This is a genomic window from Mesorhizobium sp. AR07, assembly GCF_024746815.1.
Taxonomy (GTDB): domain Bacteria; phylum Pseudomonadota; class Alphaproteobacteria; order Rhizobiales; family Rhizobiaceae; genus Mesorhizobium.
Genome location: NZ_CP080525.1, coordinates 2,117,416 through 2,135,692 on the forward strand (window position 1 = coordinate 2,117,416; position 18,277 = coordinate 2,135,692).

An 18,277-nucleotide genomic window follows, 5' to 3' on the forward strand; every position below is an offset into this window, starting at 1 on the left:
GCGCCGCGCAATCGGCGCCAAGCCGCGCATCGCGGCCAACCCTGGAGGAGGAGAACATGAGGAACCTGATTGCCAAACTGGCCCTGGCCGCTGCCGTTCTGGGTGGCGCTCTCAGTGCCGCGGCCGCCGAGACGGCCAACATCTGGGTGCGCGCCGACGGCTCGAATTTCATGCCGAGGATCGTCGATGCCTACAACAAGGCGTACACCAACCAGGTCAAGCTGGACATCATCCCCAATGCCGAGATCATCCCGAAATATGGCGCGGCGGCCGCAGGCGGCACCGCGCCCGACGCGCTGTCGCTCGACCTGATCTACACCCCGTCCTTCGCCGCCGCCGGCCAGTTGGAGGACATCACCGACTGGGCGAAGTCGCTGCCCTATTTCGCCAGCCTGTCGCCGGCGCATGTGAAGACCGGCACCTACAAGGACCACATCTACGGCCTGCCTTTCTCCGCCGACGCCTCGGTGCTGATCTGGAACAAGAAGCTGTTCAAGCAGGCCGGCCTCGACCCCGAAAAGGGACCGACCAACTGGGCCGAGATCGCGGCCGACGCCGAGAAGGTCAACGCGCTCGGCGGCACCGTCAAGGGCTTCTACTTTTCCGGCAATTGCGGCGGCTGCAACATCTTCACCTTCACGCCGCTGATCTGGGCGTCTGGCGGCGACATCCTCAGCGAGGATGGCTCGAAGGCGACGCTGGACAGCCCGCAGCTGCGCGGCGCCATCGATCTCTACCGGTCGATGGTCAAGAAGGATCTGGTTCCGGCAGGCGCGCAGACCGACACCGGAGCCAACTTCTTTGCCGCCTTCGCTGCCGGCAACATCGGCATCTCGCCGTCCGGCGCCTTCGCCATCGGCGCGCTCAACACCCAGTATCCCAATGTCGACTACGGCGTCACCTTCCTGCCGGGCAAGGAAGGCGGCTGGTCGTCCTTTGCCGGCGGCGACAATTTCGTCGTCACCAAGGGCACCAAGAAACTCGCCGTGGTGAAGGAGTTCCTCGACTTCGCCTACTCGCTCGAGGGCCAGACCATCCTGGCCAAATACGGCAGCCTGCCCGTGCGCGGCGACATCGCCAAGCAAGCGCTGAAGGATCTCGATCCACGCTACCAGATCGCCGCCGAAGCCATGGCCAAGGGCCGCACGCCTTATTCAGTGGTGTTCAACGACCTGATCAACTCCGCAAACGGTCCGTGGACGCAGATGATCAACGAGGTCTTCTTCGGCGACGATGTCGATGGCGCCATATCGAACGCGCAAGAGACGATGCAGTCGATCATCGACCAGGCGCCGCAGAAGTAGAGCGCGCCTGCCGGCCGCCCGCCTGTCTCCCTGGGCGGGCGGCCGGCGCGCTCCTTACCCTCGCCCTTGTGGGGAGGGTCGCTGCGAAGCAGCGGGGTGGGGGCGGCGCCGAGCCCCCCACCCGGACCTGCGGTCCGACCTCCCCACAAGGGGGAGGTAGGGCGGCGCACCGCATCCAACGGAAGAGCAAACATGACCTCCATCACAGCAGCAACGTCCGCGCCATCCCGCGCCCGAAAGCGCACCGGCGCCGGCCGCCGGCAGTGGATCGGCCTGCTCTACGTCGCGCCAGCGGTCGCGCTGGTCGTCGTCTTCTTCCTCATCCCGCTTGGCATGACGGCGTGGATGTCGCTGCACAACTGGCCGCTTATGGGCGAGCACAGCTATATCGGCCTCGGCAATTATGTCGCCATCCTGCGCGACACCAGGTTCTGGAACGCGCTCAACTTCACTGCTTACTACACCGTGATCGCCACCATCGTGATCTTCGCGGTGGCGTTTCCGCTGGCGCTGTTCGTCGAACGGCCGCGGCCGCTGACCAATCTCTACCGCACCATGTTCTTCATGCCGGCGGTCGTCGGCTTTGCTTCGGCCAGCCTGCTCTGGTCATGGCTCTTGAACGTCGATTCCGGTCTGTTCAGCCCGGCCGCCTACGAGCTCGGCCTGATCGACAGGAAGTTCAACCTGCTGGCCACCTTCCAGCCGGCCTTCTGGTCGATCATCGCCATGGTCGTCTGGAAGGTCGCCGGCTTCACCATGATCATCCTGATGGCCGGCCTGCAATCGATCCCGCAGGACCTGCAGGAGGCGGCCGTCATCGACGGCGCCGGGCCGTTCGCCAGGTTCAGGGCGATCACATTGCCGCTGATGCGCCGCACTTTGGCACTGGCGCTGATCCTGTCGGTCGCCGGCTCGATCCTTGCCTTCGACCAATTCTACATCATCCTGCGCGGCGGCCCGCGCAACCAGACGCTGACGGCGGTCTACTGGATCTTCAACCAGTCCTTCGTATCGTTCAAGCTCGGCTATGGCGCCGCACTTTCCATGGTGCTGTTGGTGATCCTGGTGGCGCTCAGCCTCGTCCAGCTGTGGCTGCTGCGCAAGCCGGAGGGTCTCGACTGATGGCGCAGGCCGCCTCTCGCAACCGCCGGCTTACTGCGCGCATCGCCGGGCATTCGACCGGCATCATCGCCTCCGTGCTGTTTGCCGCACCCATCGTGTGGGCGGTGCTGTCGGCCTTCAAGCCGGCGCAGGAAGCGCGCCTGCCGCCGCTGCCGCCCTGGCCGACGACAGGCTTCTCGCTGGAGAACTATGCCACGCTCAACACTTTCGGCGACGGGCTCTGGGTCTCGGCACAGAACAGCATCTACGTCTCGGTGATGACGGTGGTGCTGTCGGTCGCCGTCAGCGTGCTGGCCGGCTACGGCTTTTCGCGGTTTCGATTTCCGTTCAAGGACCTGTTCTTCGTCCTCATCCTGTCGACGATCATGATCCCGTTCCAGTCGATCCTGACGCCGATCTTCCTGGTGCTGACCAAGCTTGGACTGCACAACACGCTGACCGGCCTGGTCGGCGTCTATGTGACGCTGCAATTGCCGTTCTCGATCTTCATGATGCGCAACGCCTTCGACGCGGTGCCGCGCGAGATCGAGGAAGCCGCCCGCATGGATGGCGCCGGCAACCTCACCATGCTTGCGAAGGTGATGCTGCCGCTGGTCTGGCCGGGTGTCGTCACCATCGCGCTGTTTGCCTTCCTCGGCGCCTGGAACGAGTTCCTCGCCGCCCTCGTGCTGATGACCGACCAGTCGAAATTCACGCTGCCGGTGATGATGACGGCGCTGCAGTCGGGCCGCTTCGGCGCCATCGACTGGGGCGCGGTGCAGGCGGGCGTCACCGTGATGATGGTGCCGTGCCTCATCCTGTTCCTGGTTCTGCAGCGCTTCTACATCCGCGGCCTGATGGCCGGGGCCGTCAAGTAAATCGATCGAATGGAGTAAGTTCATGACCGCATCGCAAACCGTAAAACCGGATAAGTTGGAAAAGACGCGCAAGCCAAGGCTCGCCTTCCGCCCGCTGCCGGTTCCGCAGGTCGACGTGCACGGCTTCTGGGGCGACCGGGCCGACGCTGTGGCCGCGCGCACCGCCGACATCCTCTACGACCGCTGCGTCGAGGCCCGCATGCTGGAGCAGATCGACCCGGACCGGCCTTCGCCCGGCGTCATCATCCCATTCCACTCGCCTTCCCCCGACGAAGCGGAGCGCCAGGGCGCGGAATTCACCGGCTCGACGGTGACCACGCAGATGTTCTGGGATTCCGATCTCGGCAAGACGATCGAGACCGCGGCCTACTCGCTCTACCGCCGCAAGAACCCCGAACTGGAGAAGAAGATCGACGCCGTGATCGATATGTACGGCAGACTGCAGCAGCCGGATGGCTATCTCTCGAGCTGGTACCAGCGTATCCAGCCGGGCAAGCGGTGGACCAATTTGCGCGACTGCCATGAACTTTACTGCGCCGGACATCTGATCGAGGGCGCGGTCGCCTACTACCAGGCGACCGGCAAGCGCAAGCTGCTCGATATCATGTGCCGCTATGCCGACCACATCGCTTCGGTGCTGGGCCTCGAACCCGGCAAGAAGAAGGGTTATTGCGGCCATGAGGAGATCGAGCTGGCGCTGGTCAAGCTGGCACGGGTGACCGGCGAGCAGAAATACATGAAGCTGGCGAAATACTTCATCGACCAGCGCGGGGTCGAGCCGCACTATTTCGACGAGGAGGCTCGCGCCCGCGGCGCCGACCCGAAGGCCTATCATTTCAAGACCTACGAATACAACCAGTCGCACAGGCCCGTGCGCGAGCAGGACAAGGTCGTTGGCCACGCGGTCAGGGCGATGTACCTCTATTCGGGCATGGCCGACATCGCCACCGAATATGGCGACGACACGCTGCGGGCAGCACTCGACCGGCTGTGGGACGATCTCACCACCAAGAGCCTCTACATCACCGGCGGGCTGGGGCCGTCGGCGCACAATGAGGGTTTCACCAGCGATTACGACCTGCCCAACGAGAGCGCCTATGCCGAGACCTGTGCCGCGGTCGGGCTGGTGTTCTGGGCCAGCCGCATGCTCGGAATGGGGCCGAACGCCCGCTACGCCGACATGATGGAGCGCGCGCTTTACAATGGCTCGATCTCGGGCCTGTCGCTCGACGGCTCGCTGTTCTTCTACGAGAATCCGCTGGAGAGCCGAGGCGCTCATAACCGCTGGAAATGGCACCGCTGCCCCTGCTGCCCGCCCAATATCGGGCGCATGGTCGCCTCGATCGGCAGCTATTTCTACAGCCTGGCCGACGATGCTGTGGCCGTGCATCTGTATGGCGACTCGACCGCTCGTTTCGACATTGGCGGCGTCCCGGTCAGCCTTGCGCAGGTGAGCCGCTACCCCTGGGACGGCGCCGTCGAAATCACGCTCGAGCCGCAGGCGCCGGTGGAATTCACGCTCCACCTGCGCATCCCGGCCTGGAGCACCGGGGCCGAGCTGACGGTGAACGGCGACCTGGTCGCCCTGGAGGAAGTCGCCAGTGACGGCTACGCCGCGATCCGGCGCACATGGCAAAAGGGCGACCAGGTCCGGCTCGATCTCGAAATGCCGATCGAGCGGCTCTACGCCAACCCGCAGGTGCGCCAGGATGCCGGCCGCGTTGCGTTGTCGCGCGGTCCGCTGATCTACTGCGTCGAGGCGACCGACAATGACAGCCAGCTGCATCGCCTGACGTTGCCGAGAACTGCAAGCGTCGAAGCGCGGCAGCGGCCGGAGCTTCTCGGCGGCGTGGTGACGCTGTCGGCCACCGCGCAAGCCGACGCCGGCGACGGCTGGCAAAGCGGGCTCTACAGGTCCGAGCCGCCGGCGACCACTCAAACGCGCCTGACCGCCATTCCCTATTTCGCCTGGGACAACCGCGAGCCCGGCGAAATGCTGGTGTGGCTCAGGGACGGGTAAGGTGCGGCACCCGTCCGATCTCGTCAGCCACCAGTTCCTGCAACTGCCACAGATTGCGGTCGCGGATGCCGCAGGCGTCAAGATGGCGGATGGTCTCGAACAGATATTCGGCGCCCGAACCCCAATGGCCGACGGCCTTGGCCAGCGTCATTGCGATCGCCCGCTTGTCGAGCTTGCCTGCATAGCGCGGATTGGCCGGATCGACGACGAAGCCGAGCGCGCGGCACGTGCCGCCGTCGGTCTTGACCTGCAGCCAGCGCGGCACGTTGACGGCCGGCAGGATGGTCATCTCGCGGCGCAGCAGCGCTTCGAGATTGGCTGCCACCTGCTCGGCGATCTCGAACACCATGCCCTGGCACTGACCGCCGCGGTCGAGTGCCATCATCAGGCCGGGTTGCTCGACCGTGCCGCGAAAGCGCTGCACCGTGAAGCAGAACGACCGGTGCCAGCCGGTCGCCACCGCGCGCTCGCCGCCGCTCACCTCGCCGGCCGGCTTCCACAGCAGCGAGCCATAGGCGAAGAGTTTCAGCGGCCCGGGCGGCGCGCCGGCCAGCACCTCGTCGCGGATGCGCGTATAATCGGCATCGGTCATGTAGACCATGCCCGGTGTCGGCCCGGCATCCTCGACCACGCGCAGGGTGCGCGCGACGAGTTCCTCAGTCAGCGCCATCGCCGCCTTGCGCGGTGACGACTTTCGTGGCGATGCGGCAGAAATCGGTTTGTTCATTCTCGCGCCTCGGGCATCGCCGCCATGTTGCCCAAGGCAAGGAGATTCTCAAGGGCCGGCCGGCCAGGTCCGGATTCAAAATCTGAACCGCCTCGCCCAACCGTCTGAAAGGATTCGTAAGTATCGACTGTCCTAACGCTGCCGGACGCATCGGCACCTCATGTCACGAAGACATGTCCTCTGGTCGGCTCGCACCGTAGCGCAGCCCGTCGACGAGCAGCGCAACCATGCGCCGGGCATGTTCGGGTCCCTGCTTGTATGCGTGCATGCACAGGCTCGCGACCGCACCCAGAAGCTCCTCGGCGGCGATATCGGTGCGGGCCTCGCCGGCTTCTGTCGCGGTGGCGAGAAGTGTCCGAAGCGCGGGTTCAAGCCGCTGCTGGAAATATGCGGGCAAGGTATCGAAGGTCGGATCCCCCGAATGGAGGGCCGATGCAAGCCCGCGCTTGGTGGCAATGAAAGCCGCGTAGCGCTGCATCCATCGCGCCAGTGCCTCGCCCGGCCCATGCGCGGCGGCCAGGATCGGTGCCGCGTCGGCGCAGGCATCGATTTCGCGACGAAACACCGCCGCGACCAGGTCGGAGCGTTGCGGAAAGTGCCGGTAAACGGTGCCGATGCCGACGCCGGCCTTCTCCGCGATCTCGCGCACCGGAGCATCCACGCCAGAAGTCGCGAACACCGCCGCGGCCGACTGGAGCAATATGTCAAGGTTGCGCTGCGCGTCGGCGCGCACGCGCCGGTCCGCGCGACCCCGAGGCTCCAGGCCTGAATCTTCCGTTCTGTCGTCCACCATGCACCCGCTTGCAAAACGGAACAATGTTCCGTATAAAACGGAATATGGTTCCGCTTAAGCCGAATAGCACAGCGTCGCGGCGATGACCACAGCCATGCACAAAGGAGAAAACCATGCAATACCGCACGCTGGGACGAACCGGCATCAAGGTCAGCCCCTATTGCCTGGGCGCGATGATGTTCGGCGGACCGGGAAATCCCGACCACGACGACTGTATCCGCATCATCCACAAAGCCCTGGATTCCGGCATCAACTTCATCGATACCGCCGACAGGTACAGCCGCGGCGAGTCGGAGGAGATCGTCGGCAAGGCGCTGAAAGGCCGCCGCGACAACATCGTGCTGGCCACCAAGGTGCACGGACCCATGGGGGAGGATCCGAACCAGCAGGGCAATTCACGACGCTGGATCATCCAGGCGGTGGAGGCCTCGCTGCGCCGTCTGCAGACCGACCATATCGATCTCTACCTTATCCATCGACCGGCACCGGATACCGACATCGAGGAAACTCTCTCTGCGCTCACCGATCTGATGCGCGCGGGTAAGGTGCGTGCGATCGGATCCTCGACCTTCCCGGTCTCTGAGATCGTCGAGGCCCAGTGGGTCGCCGAGCGGCGCGGGCTCGCCCGTTTCCGCACGGAACAGCCGCCCTACTCGATCCTCGATCGCGGCATCGAGCGCGAAGTACTCCCCGCCTGCGAGCGTTACGGAATGGGAGCGATGGTCTGGAGCCCATTGTCGAAAGGCCTGCTCACCGGGCGCTACCGCAAGGGGCAGCCGCTGCCCGACAGCCTGCGGGTGAAATACATGCCCAGGCAGATGTCCGATCAGCACAGCCTGGACGCGGTCGAGCAGCTCATCCCGCTGGCGCAGGAGGCAGGGCTGTCGCTCACCCACATGGCGATGGCTTTCGTGATGGCCCATCCGGGAGTGACGTCGGCCATTCTTGGGCCGCGTACGATGCAGCATCTCGACGATCTGTTGGCCAGCGCCGAGGTTCGCCTCAGCGATGACGTACTGGACCGGATCGATCAGATCGTCCCGCCCGGAACCAATGTCGGGTTGAATGAGGCTGACTACGATCCACCGGCAATCTTGCAGGCGAACCTGCGCCGCCGCCCGGCCGCCGAGCGCGCCGCTGCCTGAGCGGCTTAGAGCGCGTCGACTGAATCCGTTTGGATGCGACGCGCTCTATCCGGCGCGCACTACGACACCAGCGGCATCGGCACCTCAAGCCCTTCGATCAGCCTGGCACGGAACAACGCAATCGGCGCTCGCGGCCTGGGCCGGCTGTCGCGTGGGCAGGATCGCCCGCCGGGTCGATGGCAATCGGCGAATGACAACGTCGAGCGCCTGTTCGCGCCGGCTTCCGGCAGGGAACCATGTTGCCAGCAAACCGTTCTACTCTTCGCCGGAGGATGTCATGAACGATGCGTCGGCAAAACCCGCGAGCCTCGTCCTTTCATCGACGGAGCGCGTGAACACGCTGTCGCATTTTCACCGCGCCGAGATCGCCCGCATGGCAGGATGGCGCGATCGGCTCGACAGGACGACGAACTGGGCGATCACGGTGGTGGCGGCGCTGCTTTCGGTGTCGCTGTCCACGGCCAGCGCGCATCACGGCGTGCTGCTGTTCGCCATGCTGCTGATCATGCTGCTGCTGTGGATCGAGGCGCGCCGCTATCGGTTCTTCGACTTCTACCGGGCTCGCGTGCGCCAGTTCGAGCGTCACTATTTCGCGCAGATATTCTCCCCGCAACCCGACTTTGCCTCGGATTGGCTGCTCATCGTCGGCGAGGGCCTGCGCGCGCCGAAATTCCTGCTGTCGCACCGCGCTGCGCTGGCGCGCCGCCTGCGGCGAAATTACATCTACCTGTTCCTGATCCTGCTGCTGGCCTGGGTGGTCAAGATATCGACCCCCAGCCTTCAGGCCGTGGGCCTGAGGACAGGGTTTGTCGGTTCGCTTCGCGGGGCCATCGACAGCGCCGCCCTTGGCCCCATTCCCGGTTTGGCGATCGTGATAATCGTGGCGGCATTCTATGCCTGGCTGCTCGCCATCGTCTTTTTCGCGGCCCGCGACAACGGCGAACTTTCCTTCGGCGACGTCCATGTCTGACGTCGACGGCCGGCAACAGGCGGCTGCAACGCAAAGGGCGGCCCGCGCGTTGTTGTTGTCAGTCCGCTGAGGCGTTTGAGGGAACCCATGACTTGTCGATCGGCAACGACGTCACGCGGCATCGTGCCGGCGCTTCTGTTGGCCGTCTTCGGTTTAGCGCCGGCAAGCCATGCCTTCGCCGCGCAGCCGGCCGGCCACGCCTCGGGCATGGGCGGCTCGGCGGAGGGACTGTTCGTCGCCGAGATCGTTCTTTTGCTGCTGGTCGGCCGCGGCCTGGGCGAGATCTTCCAGCGTTACGGCCAGCCGGCGATCATGGGTCAGCTCATCGGTGGCATCCTGCTCGGGCCTTCGCTGTTCGGCTGGCTGTGGCCCGGCGCGCAGCACCTGATCTTCTCGACCGATCCGGCGCAGAAAAGCATGATCGACGCGGTCTCGCAGCTCGGCATCCTGCTGCTTCTGCTCTTGACCGGCATGGAGACGGATCTGCGCCTCGTGCGCCGGGTGGGCGCCGCCTGTTTCTCCATCTCGATCACCGGCGTGGTCGTGCCCTTTGTCTGCGGCTTCGCGCTGGCGCAATTCCTGCCCGGCTCTCTGTTGCCGGACCCGACGCAGAGAACGGTCGCCGGACTGTTCCTCGGCACCGCGCTGTCGATCTCCTCCGTCAAGATCGTCGCCATGGTGGTGCGCGAAATGAACTTCATGCGCCGCAATCTCGGCCAGGTCATCATCTCCTCGGCGATCATCGAGGACACCATCGGCTGGCTGATCATCGCCGTCACCTTCGGCATCGCCACCAATGGCAGCCTGCAGATCGTGCCGCTGGTCGCCACGGTGGGCGAAGTGGCGCTGTTCATGGTGTTCTCCTTCACCATCGGCCGCCGCCTGGTGTTCACACTGATCCGCTGGAGCAACGATTCCTTCCGCAGCGAATACGCCGTCATCACCGTCATCCTGATCATCATGGGCGTGATGGCGCTGATCACCAATCTGATCGGCGTGCACACCGTGCTCGGCGCCTTCGTCGCCGGCATCCTGGTCGGCGAATCGCCGATCCTGTCCAACCATATCGAGGGTCAGTTGCGCGGCGTCATCACAGCACTCTTCATGCCGGTCTTCTTCGGCGTGGCCGGCCTCTCGGCCGACCTGACCGTGCTCGCCGATCCCACGCTGGCCCTGCTGACACTGGCCCTGGTGGCCATTGCCAGCATCGGCAAGTTCGGTGGCGCCTTCATCGGCGGCAGGTTCGCCGGCATGTCGCTGAAGGAAGCCACCGCCGTCGGCAGCGCCATGAACGCGCGCGGCTCGACCGAGGTGATCGTCGCCAGCATCGGCCTGTCGATGAACATCCTCTCCCATAACCTTTTCACCATGATCGTCACCATGGCCGTCATCACCACGCTCGCCATGCCGCCAATGCTGCGCTGGGCGCTCGGCCGCCTGCCTGTCGACGATGGCGAAAAGCAGCGCGTCGACCGCGAGTTGCTCGACGAGCGCGGCTTCGTCTCGAAGCTGGAGCGGCTTCTGTTGCTCGTCGACGACAGCCCGGTCGGCAAGTTCACCGCCTATCTCGCCGGCCTGGTCGGCGGCGGCAGCGGCATGCCGACCACCTTGCTCCACCTCAAGGGCCGCAGCTTCGCTGGGCCGGCCGGCGACAGGGGGCCGGAGCGGTCACTGAAGGAGGTCAGGAAGGGTGCGCAAAAAAGCGCCAAGGCCGTTCGCATGGCCGAGGACACCTTGGTTGAGAAAGTCCATCTGACCGCCCGCAGCGAGACCGAGGCCACTGCTGCGACGATCGCCGAGGAGGCCCGCAAGGGTTACGGCCTGTTGCTGGTCGGCCTGGAAAAGATGTTGACGACGAATGGGTCGTTCAGCGAGGCGCTGAACGACATCACCGAAGGGTTCGATGGCCCGCTATGCCTGGTGCTGAACGGCGCCCGATCCGCTGGAAAGATGCCGATGCTGAGAGCCGGCACCAGCATCCTCGTTCCCGTCAATGGCACGGAAGTCTCGCGCCGCGCCGCCGATCTGGCCCTGGCGCTGGCGCGGCCGCACCGGGCGCGGGTCAAGGTTCTCTACGTATCGCAGGCCGCACGGCAAGGCGGCAGGGCGACGTCCGTCTCGCACCGGCGCGAGGAAGCCATGCTGAAGGATATTGCCGATCTGGCCGACCGCTACGGCGTCCAGGTCGACACCGCGATCCGCACCCGCGCCACGCCGGACAGGGCGATCGCCAGGGAGGTCGCCAAAGGTGCCGCGATGGTGGTGATGGGCGTCACGCAAAGACCGGGCGAGGAGCTGTTCTTCGGCGATACAGCCACGGCGGTTCTCGCCGCTGTCGCCTGCCCGGTCGTGCTTTTGGCCAGCGAACGGATTCGCCGCACGGAGGCCAAGGCAGAGGTGGCAACAGAGATCGGTACCTAGTTTGCGGCAGGCCGGGTGCGCAATTCCAGGAAAAGCGGGAAGCGGCTTTCCGTCCGGAATTGCGTCGAGACAAAGAACTCTAGAGGCCGAAGAACTGCCTGCCGATCATGTAGCCCAGCGCCGCCACGACCAGCGGAAACAGCGCCGGCGCGACCTTGCTGAGAAGGGAGGCTTGCTGGTCCTTCGCCGGCGTGTGGCGTGCATTGCCGAGGTTCTTGGTCATTGCTTGCCTCAGGTTCGAATGGATCATTAGCAGATGCTGATTAACAGCATGGCCGCATTAACGGCTTGGAAAGAAATTCGGTCAAATAGCCGACCACTGCCTGCCGGTTCGATGCATGGCGGTTGGCGGCCGAAGGAAAACCAGCATGCGCCCGGAACCGAATGGCTTGTCCGGTGTTGTGGCGCTCGGGGGCGCCATGTTTTTCAAGATCTCAGGCACCAATGGCGGGCAACAGCCAGTTCGTGCACTTGTGGCGCAACGGAATGCTCGCGCCGCCACACGGGAGTGGTGGGCGGGTTGGCGAGAAACCGCCCGTCGGCCAGAGAACCCGACATGTTAGAGACGACCAATCCGATTTCGAACAATCGCCGACCGACCCACGAGACGCCATGCCAGCATCCAGAACAAAGACCGTAGGCGATCGGGACAACGCCTTCCTCGCCGGCGGCGGCCAGCTCGGCTGTCTGATTGCGACATTCGACTGGGCCTCGACCTCGATCGGCCCGATCGCAGGCTGGCCGCAAAGCCTGAAGACGGCGGTGTCGCTGACGCTGGCGCTGGCCGTCAATGAACTGGCCACCAACGCGCTGAAATATGGCGCGTTGTCGACACCTGACGGCAAGGTGTCGATCGACTGGTCGCTGCAGCCGTCGGCCGAGGCGGCCGGGCAAACGCGGCTGATCTGGCGCTGGCGCGAAAGCGGCGGACCTCCGGTCACGCCGCCCAGCCGGCGCGGCTTTGGCCGTTTCCTGATCGAGCGCGTTTTCGGCACCGATTTCGGCGGCTCCGTGCAGATCGATTACCACGCCGACGGCGTCGAATGTGTGTTGAACGCACCGGCACCCCAGTTGCCGACAGCCCGCTACTGACTACATAAGGCTTGCCATGACCACTAAGACCCCAGCCACCGTCCTTGTCGTCGAAGACGAGGCCTTTTTGTTGTTTGCCATCGCCGACGAGTTGCGCGAGGCAGGGTATCAGGTGCTCGAGGCCAGCAACGCCGACCAGGCGATCGGCCTGCTGGAGAGCCGGCAGGATATCAGCATCCTTTTCACCGACATCGACATGCCAGGTTCGATGGACGGGCTGCGCCTGTCCGCCGCCGTGCGCGACCGCTGGCCGCCGGTCAAGATCATCATCACGTCAGGCAAACGCCAACCGGCGCAGGACGCCATGCCCAGCGGTGGCGTCTTCCTGCCCAAGCCCTATGCCCCGGCTGCCGTAGCCGCCACCATTCTAGGTCTGCTCGACTAGAGCAATGGCCCCGGCTCTAAAGGTCGAGAGCAACCTTCATGCCGCGGACTTCGGCCATTTCCAGCAGCAGGTCCTGCAGGCTTTCGTCAAGCCCGGCACCGGTCAGCACCAAAAGCTCGGCAATGCTCTCTCGCATCGATATGACGGCGGCGCCTGTCTTCTCGGCAAGCAGCCGTCCGATGGCCGTGCGGATCAGGTCGTCCTGATCAGACATCGTGTCACGTCCCAATGCTCTACAGCCTCCTCCATGCTCCCATGCCTCACCGGCGCTTTCTGTGACAGGGCGTGGTTTCCCCCACGGTATGATTTTTTGACTCGGCGTCCGCCGCCGTGCTCACGCGTGCAAATCATCTGGAAGCGATCGGTAATCTTCATCGCCATGCCGGCCGTTCAACACCGACAGTGATGGCAGCACCGGCCCGTTGCCGGGCTGGACGGCTCCGAGTGCCGCAAGCAGCGCCAGCGGCACTTCGTGCCGGTAAAGCCCGATGAGCGTCTTGCCTTCCGTCGTTACCGGCAATTCCGTGGATGTGTCGAAAATGGAATAAGTGCCTGTCGGTTCCTTCAGGATCTCAAAACGGTCCATTCCCAAACCTCCCCCCACACAAAAGTAGCGACCAAACGCCGGTACTCGCCAAGAGGTTCCCTTGGTGCGGCATTTTTTTCGCGTCGTGGTTGTAACGCACGGCGTGGCTTCTGTCATGCCGCAAGCCGATCATGCCGCGGCGCAGCACAGGCAAAATCACTGCGCACCATTTTAAATCTTAACGCGCGTCAATTTTCTTAAACATGCGGAAACGCTGGCAAGGGATCGGCCAGCGCTGAAAGCCGGCCTCTACTTCCAGCGCTACTTACCGCAATGATGATCGTTGATCTTGTTCAACGCATTCGCGTCGGGCCCAACGCGATGATAGGAGCACGCGCCGGCCGCCGTGGTGACCAGCTGCTGATCGTAGTAACGCGGGCCGCCGAACAGGAAGCTGACAAGATCGTCATCGGCGGGAACGTAGCGTTCGGATTGGGCCTGGTGGTGGTGATGCCGGTCGCCGGCGAACGCCGAAGCGCAAAGGCTGCTGCCTATTGCGAAAGCCAGAGCGAAGATCGCAAAGCACTTCGTCGTCATCGGCAATACCTCCTGTCGTCCGGAATCACACCATACATCCAAAATCGCCAGCCGGACAAAAGTTCCCAACCGGCGCGCTTTAGGCGCGATTGGCTCTTGCCCAAGCCGGCGGCCTCGCCCATCCATGGTAGCGTAGCGACAGCCTGGGGCCAGTGATGACCGATGCCAGCCTTTATCTAGTCGAAGCGACGATCGAACAATTGCGCCACGCGCTCGATAGCGGCACGGTCACCAGCGTCGAGCTGGTCGGTGCGTATCTCAGGCGCATCGCGCATTTCGACCGCCACGGCATCAGCCTCAACGCGGTTCCCGTACTCAACCCAGCGATGTTCGCGGAGGCGGCCGCCTCCGACCAGCGGCGCCGCAAAGACGCTGTGCTCGGGCCGCTCGACGGCATCCCCTACACCGCCAAGGACAGCTACAAGGTATCAGGCCTGACAGTGGCCGCCGGCTCGCCTGCTTTTGAGCATCTCGTCGCCAATGAGGACGCCTTCACCATCGCGCGGCTGCGCGCCGGCGGCGCGGTGCTGATCGGCCTCACCAACATGCCGCCGATGGCCAATGGCGGCATGCAGCGCGGCGTCTATGGCCGCGCCGAAAGCCCCTACAATGCCGACTTCCTGACCGCCGCCTTCGCGTCCGGCTCGTCGAACGGCTCCGGCACGGCGACATCAGCCAGCTTCTGCGCCTTCGGCCTTGGCGAGGAGACCTGGTCTTCCGGCCGGGCACCGGCCAGCAACAACGCGCTGATCGCCTACACGCCGTCGCGCGGTGTCATTTCGGTGCGCGGCAACTGGCCGCTGGTGCCGACCATGGATGTTGTGGTGCCGTATACGCGCAGCGTGCACGACATGCTCGAACTGCTCGAAATCATCGTCGCCGACGACCCGCAGACGCGAGGCGATTTCTGGCGCGCGCAGCCCTGGATCGACTTGCCGAAAAGCTCAGACGTGCGGCCGCCGCGCTACACCGACCTCACACTTGCCGGGTCGCTCAAGGGCATGCGGCTCGGCGTGCCCCGGATGTATATCGGCCGCGACACAGGGGCTGATGCGCCGATCGAAACCCGGGCCTCGGTACTTGCCCTGTGGGAGCAGGCGGCGGCCGATCTCACGCGGCTTGGCGCCGAGGTGGTGGAGGTCGATTTTCCCGTCGTCTCCAACTACGAGCGCGACCGGCCCGGTGCGCGCGGCATGGTCGAGCGCGGGCTGGTGCCGCAGGACTTCGCCGACCGCGAAATCTGGGATCTCTGCGTCTGGGGCTGGGACGAATTTTTGCGCGCCAATGCCGACCCGGCGCTGCCCGATCTCGTCTCGGTCGACGGCCCAAGCATCTTTCCGCAGCCGCCGGGCACGCTGCCCGACCGTTACGAGGGCGGCTTCGACCTGGCGGAGTATGTCGAGCGGGCGCGCGCCGGCGTCACGCCCTTTGCGGATATTCCGACGCTCGAGGACGGCCTGAAGGGACTGGAAGCGACACGGCGGATCGATTTCGAGGACTGGCTGGACGCGCACCGGCTCGACGCCGTGGTGCTGCCCGCAGCCGCCGATGTCGGGCCGTCCGACGCCGACATCAACGAGGCGTCCGCCGCGCTTGCCTGGCGCAACGGCACTTGGGTCGCCAACGGCAATCTGGTCTGGCGCCATTTCGGCATCCCCACCGTCACCGTGCCGATGGGAACCATGGCCGACATCGGCATGCCGGTCGGCCTCACCTTCGCCGGCAAGGCCTATGATGACGAAAGGCTGCTGCGGATGGCCGGCGACTTCGAGCGCTCCACCCAGCGCCGTAGCCGCCCGCCGCGCACGCCGGAACTGGCCGACGATGTCTTTTCAAGGCGCCTCGGCCAAGCCGGGAACAGCACGGCACCGCCGCTCGCCATCGCGCTAGCCGCCGAGACGCGGGCTTCGGACGATCAGCACGAGATCCTCATCACGCTCGACCTGCCCGGCGAGGCGACTGAGACGGCCAGCGTCAAGGTACACGTCAACGGAGAGGCCGTCGCGTTGCAGCAAAGCGGTGCACGCTTCAGCGGGCGCGCGCTTGTCCCTGCCGCCGAGCACCGGCGGCTCCACAGCGCTTGGCGGGGCTCGTATGGCTCGATCGTTACGGCGGTGATGCGGCTGGAGGATGGGCGCACCGCCGGCACTTATGTGGTTACGGGTGGCGCCGGGTGAGAGGAGCGGTGAAAGAACCAGCATCCACCGTCGAGTTCCTTCGCGCCCCCTCTGTCCTGCCGGACATCTCCCCCACGGGTGGGGAGATTGCTCGTCACCCGCGGCCTTGGCCGATTTTTGACGTAACAGGGAGTGCGCCGGCGCTGAAACTGCCAATCTCCCCCCTCGTGGGGGAGATGTCCGGCAGGACAGAGGGGGGCGCCACAGAGCGCCATCTTTGCCTTTGCTACGCTCTGGAGACTCAGCGACTCTCGAAGAAGGCAATATCCCGGCGAATGGCATCTCGCTTGTCCTGCGACAGACCGGCAAGCATGCTTTCGTCGAGGTAGCCTGCCCGAATGAGTTGAGCGAAGACGAAGAGAAGCTGGGAGTAGCGGTAGTCGAATGTTCGATCAATCTCCCGCCGCCGTTCACGCAAATAGTCTTCGACCTCCCACATGTCGGCGGGGAGCGTCGCGGCGTTGGCCTTGCTCTTGAATTCGGCCATCGTCCTTGCCAGCGCCACCTCAAGTGCCGCGTCGAAGGCGCGGCGTGCGGTCTGCTTTTCGGATCCTGACCAGCTTTCCCTGGACTCCATGATTTTCTCCCGTTTTTCGATCACTCACCGGCAAAAATGCCGCCTGATGCCCCCTCTCAATCCGTCCTGATCCAGACCCCCTTGGTGTTGAGATATTCGTCCAGATGCTCGGCCCCGCCCTCGCGTCCGTAGCCGCTCATCTTGTAGCCGCCGAAGGGCACCGCCGGGTCGATCGCGTGATAGGTGTTGACCCAGACGGAGCCGGCGCGCAAGCGATTGGCCAGCTGGTGTGCCTTGCCGACGTCGCGGGTGAACACGCCGGCCCCCAGCCCATAGGGCGTGTCGTTGCCGCGCCGCACCACCTCGTCCAGCGTGTCGAACGGCAGCGCCGAAATCACCGGGCCGAAGATTTCCTCCCTGGCAATACGCATATCGTCGGTGACGCCGGAAAAGACGCTTGGCGCGATGAAGTTTCCCGCGCCGAGCGCGCCTTCGGTGATGCGGTTGCCGCCGGTGACCAGCCGCGCGCCTTGCCTAGTGCCGTCCTCGATGAAGCCGGCAACGCGTTCGAACTGCTTGGGCGAAATCAGCGGCCCGATCTCGGTTTCGGGGTCGGCGCCGTCGCCGATCCTGAGTTTTGCCGCATAGGCCGAGACCCGCTCGACGAAGTCCTCGTAGATCGGCCGCTCGACGAACAGCCGCGAGCCGGCGATGCAGATCTGGCCGGAATTGGCGAACACCGACATCGCCGCGATCGGCACGGCGCGCTCGAGATCGGCGTCGGCGCAGACGATGACCGGCGACTTGCCGCCGAGCTCCAATGAGACGCGCTTCATGTTGCCGGCCGAGGCGCGCAGGATGCTCTGACCGGTCACCGTTGAGCCGGTGAAGACAATTTTGTCGACGTCCATATGGGCGGCGAGCGGCGCGCCAGCCTCGGCGCCGGTGCCGGTGACGACGTTGACGACGCCGGCGGGCACGCCGGCTTCCATCATCAGCGCGGCGATCAACAGCGGCGTCAGCGGCGCTTCCTCGGACGGTTTCAGCACGATGGTGCAGCCTGCCGCCAGCGCCGGGCCGATCTTCCAGATCGAGGCGGCCGTCGGCGCATTCCAGGGAATGATGGCGCCGACCACGCCGACAGGTTCCTTGCGGGTGTAGGAGACGATGTCGCCCGGCAGCGAATTGCCGATCGTGTGGCCATGGATCGACGTCGCCATACCGGCATAGAAGCGCAGCATGCCAAGCACGCGGTTCTTGTTGGCGAGCGTGCGCACGATCGGCATGCCCATATCCGTCGTGTCGGAAAGCGCGATCTCCTCCCAGTGACGCTCCATCAGGTCGGCGATCTTCAGAAGCAGAACCTGGCGCTCATAGGGCTTGAACCGGCTCCACGGTCCATCGAAAGCGCGCCGTGCCGCCGCCACCGCGAGGTCGATATCGGTGGAATCGGACAGCGGCACGGTGCCGATCACGACGCCTGTGGCGGGGTTGCGGGTCTCGAAGCTGCGGCCGCCGAGCGCGTCGCACCAGATGCCATCGATCAGCATCTTGCGATGACGGCCGTCGATGGGCGTGTGCAGCGGCAAATCTCCAGCCGATACCGTCATGCTCCCGTTCTCAC

The 18,277-nt window shown here is 64.9% G+C and carries 18 protein-coding genes; 10 read left to right on the plus strand and 8 right to left on the minus strand.

Annotated features, from left to right (window positions below; translation table 11 throughout):
• Positions 1-56: 56 nt before the first annotated feature.
• From BPNPMPFG_RS10775 to BPNPMPFG_RS10790, 4 genes are all read left to right on the plus strand, one after another.
• Positions 57-1,304 (plus strand): ABC transporter substrate-binding protein, encoded by a 1,248-nt coding sequence (locus BPNPMPFG_RS10775; RefSeq protein WP_258595302.1) that lies wholly within the window; start codon positions 57-59, stop codon positions 1,302-1,304.
• Between the two features lie 192 nt (positions 1,305-1,496).
• Positions 1,497-2,426 carry a carbohydrate ABC transporter permease gene (locus BPNPMPFG_RS10780; RefSeq protein ID WP_258595303.1) on the plus strand — a complete coding sequence of 310 codons (930 nt, stop codon included), beginning with the start codon at positions 1,497-1,499 and terminating at the stop codon, positions 2,424-2,426.
• Entirely contained in the window at positions 2,426-3,283 is an 858-nt protein-coding gene (locus BPNPMPFG_RS10785) for a carbohydrate ABC transporter permease (protein ID WP_258595304.1), read from the plus strand. Before BPNPMPFG_RS10780 ends, BPNPMPFG_RS10785 begins: the two co-directional genes overlap by 1 nt.
• A gap of 22 nt (positions 3,284-3,305) precedes the next feature.
• Positions 3,306-5,303 (plus strand): glycoside hydrolase family 127 protein, encoded by a 1,998-nt coding sequence (locus BPNPMPFG_RS10790; protein ID WP_258595305.1) that lies wholly within the window; start codon positions 3,306-3,308, stop codon positions 5,301-5,303.
• Here the strand turns inward: BPNPMPFG_RS10790 and BPNPMPFG_RS10795 are convergent.
• The gene (locus BPNPMPFG_RS10795; protein ID WP_258595306.1) at positions 5,290-6,030 is read right to left on the minus strand and encodes a gamma-glutamylcyclotransferase; all 741 of its coding nucleotides are present in this window, start codon (positions 6,028-6,030) and stop codon (positions 5,290-5,292) included. The two genes, BPNPMPFG_RS10790 and BPNPMPFG_RS10795, sit on opposite strands and share 14 nt — an antisense overlap.
• A gap of 163 nt (positions 6,031-6,193) precedes the next feature.
• On the minus strand, positions 6,194-6,823 hold the full coding sequence (locus BPNPMPFG_RS10800; RefSeq protein WP_258595307.1) for a TetR/AcrR family transcriptional regulator: 630 nt from the start codon (positions 6,821-6,823) through the stop codon (positions 6,194-6,196).
• Positions 6,824-6,936: 113 nt separating this feature from the next.
• On the opposite strand from BPNPMPFG_RS10800, the gene BPNPMPFG_RS10805 reads away from it, so the two are divergent.
• The 3 genes from BPNPMPFG_RS10805 to BPNPMPFG_RS10815 all read left to right on the plus strand — a co-directional run bounded on the left by BPNPMPFG_RS10805 (position 6,937) and on the right by BPNPMPFG_RS10815 (position 11,359).
• Positions 6,937-7,968, plus strand: coding sequence for an aldo/keto reductase (locus BPNPMPFG_RS10805; protein WP_258595308.1), 1,032 nt, complete (start codon positions 6,937-6,939; stop codon positions 7,966-7,968).
• Between the two features lie 277 nt (positions 7,969-8,245).
• A complete protein-coding gene (locus BPNPMPFG_RS10810) occupies positions 8,246-8,938 on the plus strand; it encodes a DUF2270 domain-containing protein (RefSeq protein WP_258595309.1) in 693 nt (230 codons plus the stop codon).
• 207 nt (positions 8,939-9,145) lie between these two features.
• Positions 9,146-11,359 (plus strand): cation:proton antiporter domain-containing protein, encoded by a 2,214-nt coding sequence (locus tag BPNPMPFG_RS10815; RefSeq protein WP_258596709.1) that lies wholly within the window; start codon positions 9,146-9,148, stop codon positions 11,357-11,359.
• Between the two features lie 79 nt (positions 11,360-11,438).
• On the opposite strand, the gene BPNPMPFG_RS10820 is transcribed toward BPNPMPFG_RS10815, so the two are convergent.
• Positions 11,439-11,582, minus strand: coding sequence for a hypothetical protein (locus BPNPMPFG_RS10820; RefSeq protein WP_258595310.1), 144 nt, complete (start codon positions 11,580-11,582; stop codon positions 11,439-11,441).
• 389 nt (positions 11,583-11,971) lie between these two features.
• On the opposite strand from BPNPMPFG_RS10820, the gene BPNPMPFG_RS10825 reads away from it, so the two are divergent.
• Both BPNPMPFG_RS10825 and BPNPMPFG_RS10830 read left to right on the plus strand, forming a co-directional pair.
• The gene (locus tag BPNPMPFG_RS10825) at positions 11,972-12,451 is read left to right on the plus strand and encodes a sensor histidine kinase family protein (RefSeq protein WP_258595311.1); all 480 of its coding nucleotides are present in this window, start codon (positions 11,972-11,974) and stop codon (positions 12,449-12,451) included.
• 16 nt (positions 12,452-12,467) lie between these two features.
• Positions 12,468-12,836 carry a response regulator gene (locus BPNPMPFG_RS10830; RefSeq protein ID WP_258595312.1) on the plus strand — a complete coding sequence of 123 codons (369 nt, stop codon included), beginning with the start codon at positions 12,468-12,470 and terminating at the stop codon, positions 12,834-12,836.
• Between the two features lie 16 nt (positions 12,837-12,852).
• On the opposite strand, the gene BPNPMPFG_RS10835 is transcribed toward BPNPMPFG_RS10830, so the two are convergent.
• From BPNPMPFG_RS10835 to BPNPMPFG_RS10845, 3 genes are all read right to left on the minus strand, one after another.
• On the minus strand, positions 12,853-13,050 hold the full coding sequence (locus BPNPMPFG_RS10835) for a hypothetical protein (RefSeq protein ID WP_258595314.1): 198 nt from the start codon (positions 13,048-13,050) through the stop codon (positions 12,853-12,855).
• Positions 13,051-13,170: 120 nt separating this feature from the next.
• The gene (locus BPNPMPFG_RS10840) at positions 13,171-13,422 is read right to left on the minus strand and encodes a hypothetical protein (RefSeq protein WP_258595316.1); all 252 of its coding nucleotides are present in this window, start codon (positions 13,420-13,422) and stop codon (positions 13,171-13,173) included.
• Between the two features lie 261 nt (positions 13,423-13,683).
• Positions 13,684-13,959: a hypothetical protein gene (locus tag BPNPMPFG_RS10845; RefSeq protein ID WP_258595317.1), complete on the minus strand. Its 276-nt coding sequence runs from the start codon at positions 13,957-13,959 to the stop codon at positions 13,684-13,686.
• Between the two features lie 155 nt (positions 13,960-14,114).
• Between BPNPMPFG_RS10845 and BPNPMPFG_RS10850 the strand changes: the two genes are divergently transcribed.
• Complete coding sequence (locus BPNPMPFG_RS10850; protein ID WP_258595318.1) at positions 14,115-16,136, plus strand: amidase; 2,022 nt, start codon at positions 14,115-14,117, stop codon at positions 16,134-16,136.
• Positions 16,137-16,377: 241 nt separating this feature from the next.
• On the opposite strand, the gene frp is transcribed toward BPNPMPFG_RS10850, so the two are convergent.
• Together frp and BPNPMPFG_RS10860 are read right to left on the minus strand one after the other, a co-directional pair.
• Positions 16,378-16,713: a fluorescence recovery protein gene (gene frp / locus BPNPMPFG_RS10855; RefSeq protein WP_258595319.1), complete on the minus strand. Its 336-nt coding sequence runs from the start codon at positions 16,711-16,713 to the stop codon at positions 16,378-16,380.
• Between the two features lie 56 nt (positions 16,714-16,769).
• Complete coding sequence (locus BPNPMPFG_RS10860; protein WP_258595320.1) at positions 16,770-18,263, minus strand: aldehyde dehydrogenase family protein; 1,494 nt, start codon at positions 18,261-18,263, stop codon at positions 16,770-16,772.
• Positions 18,264-18,277 lie beyond the last annotated feature (14 nt).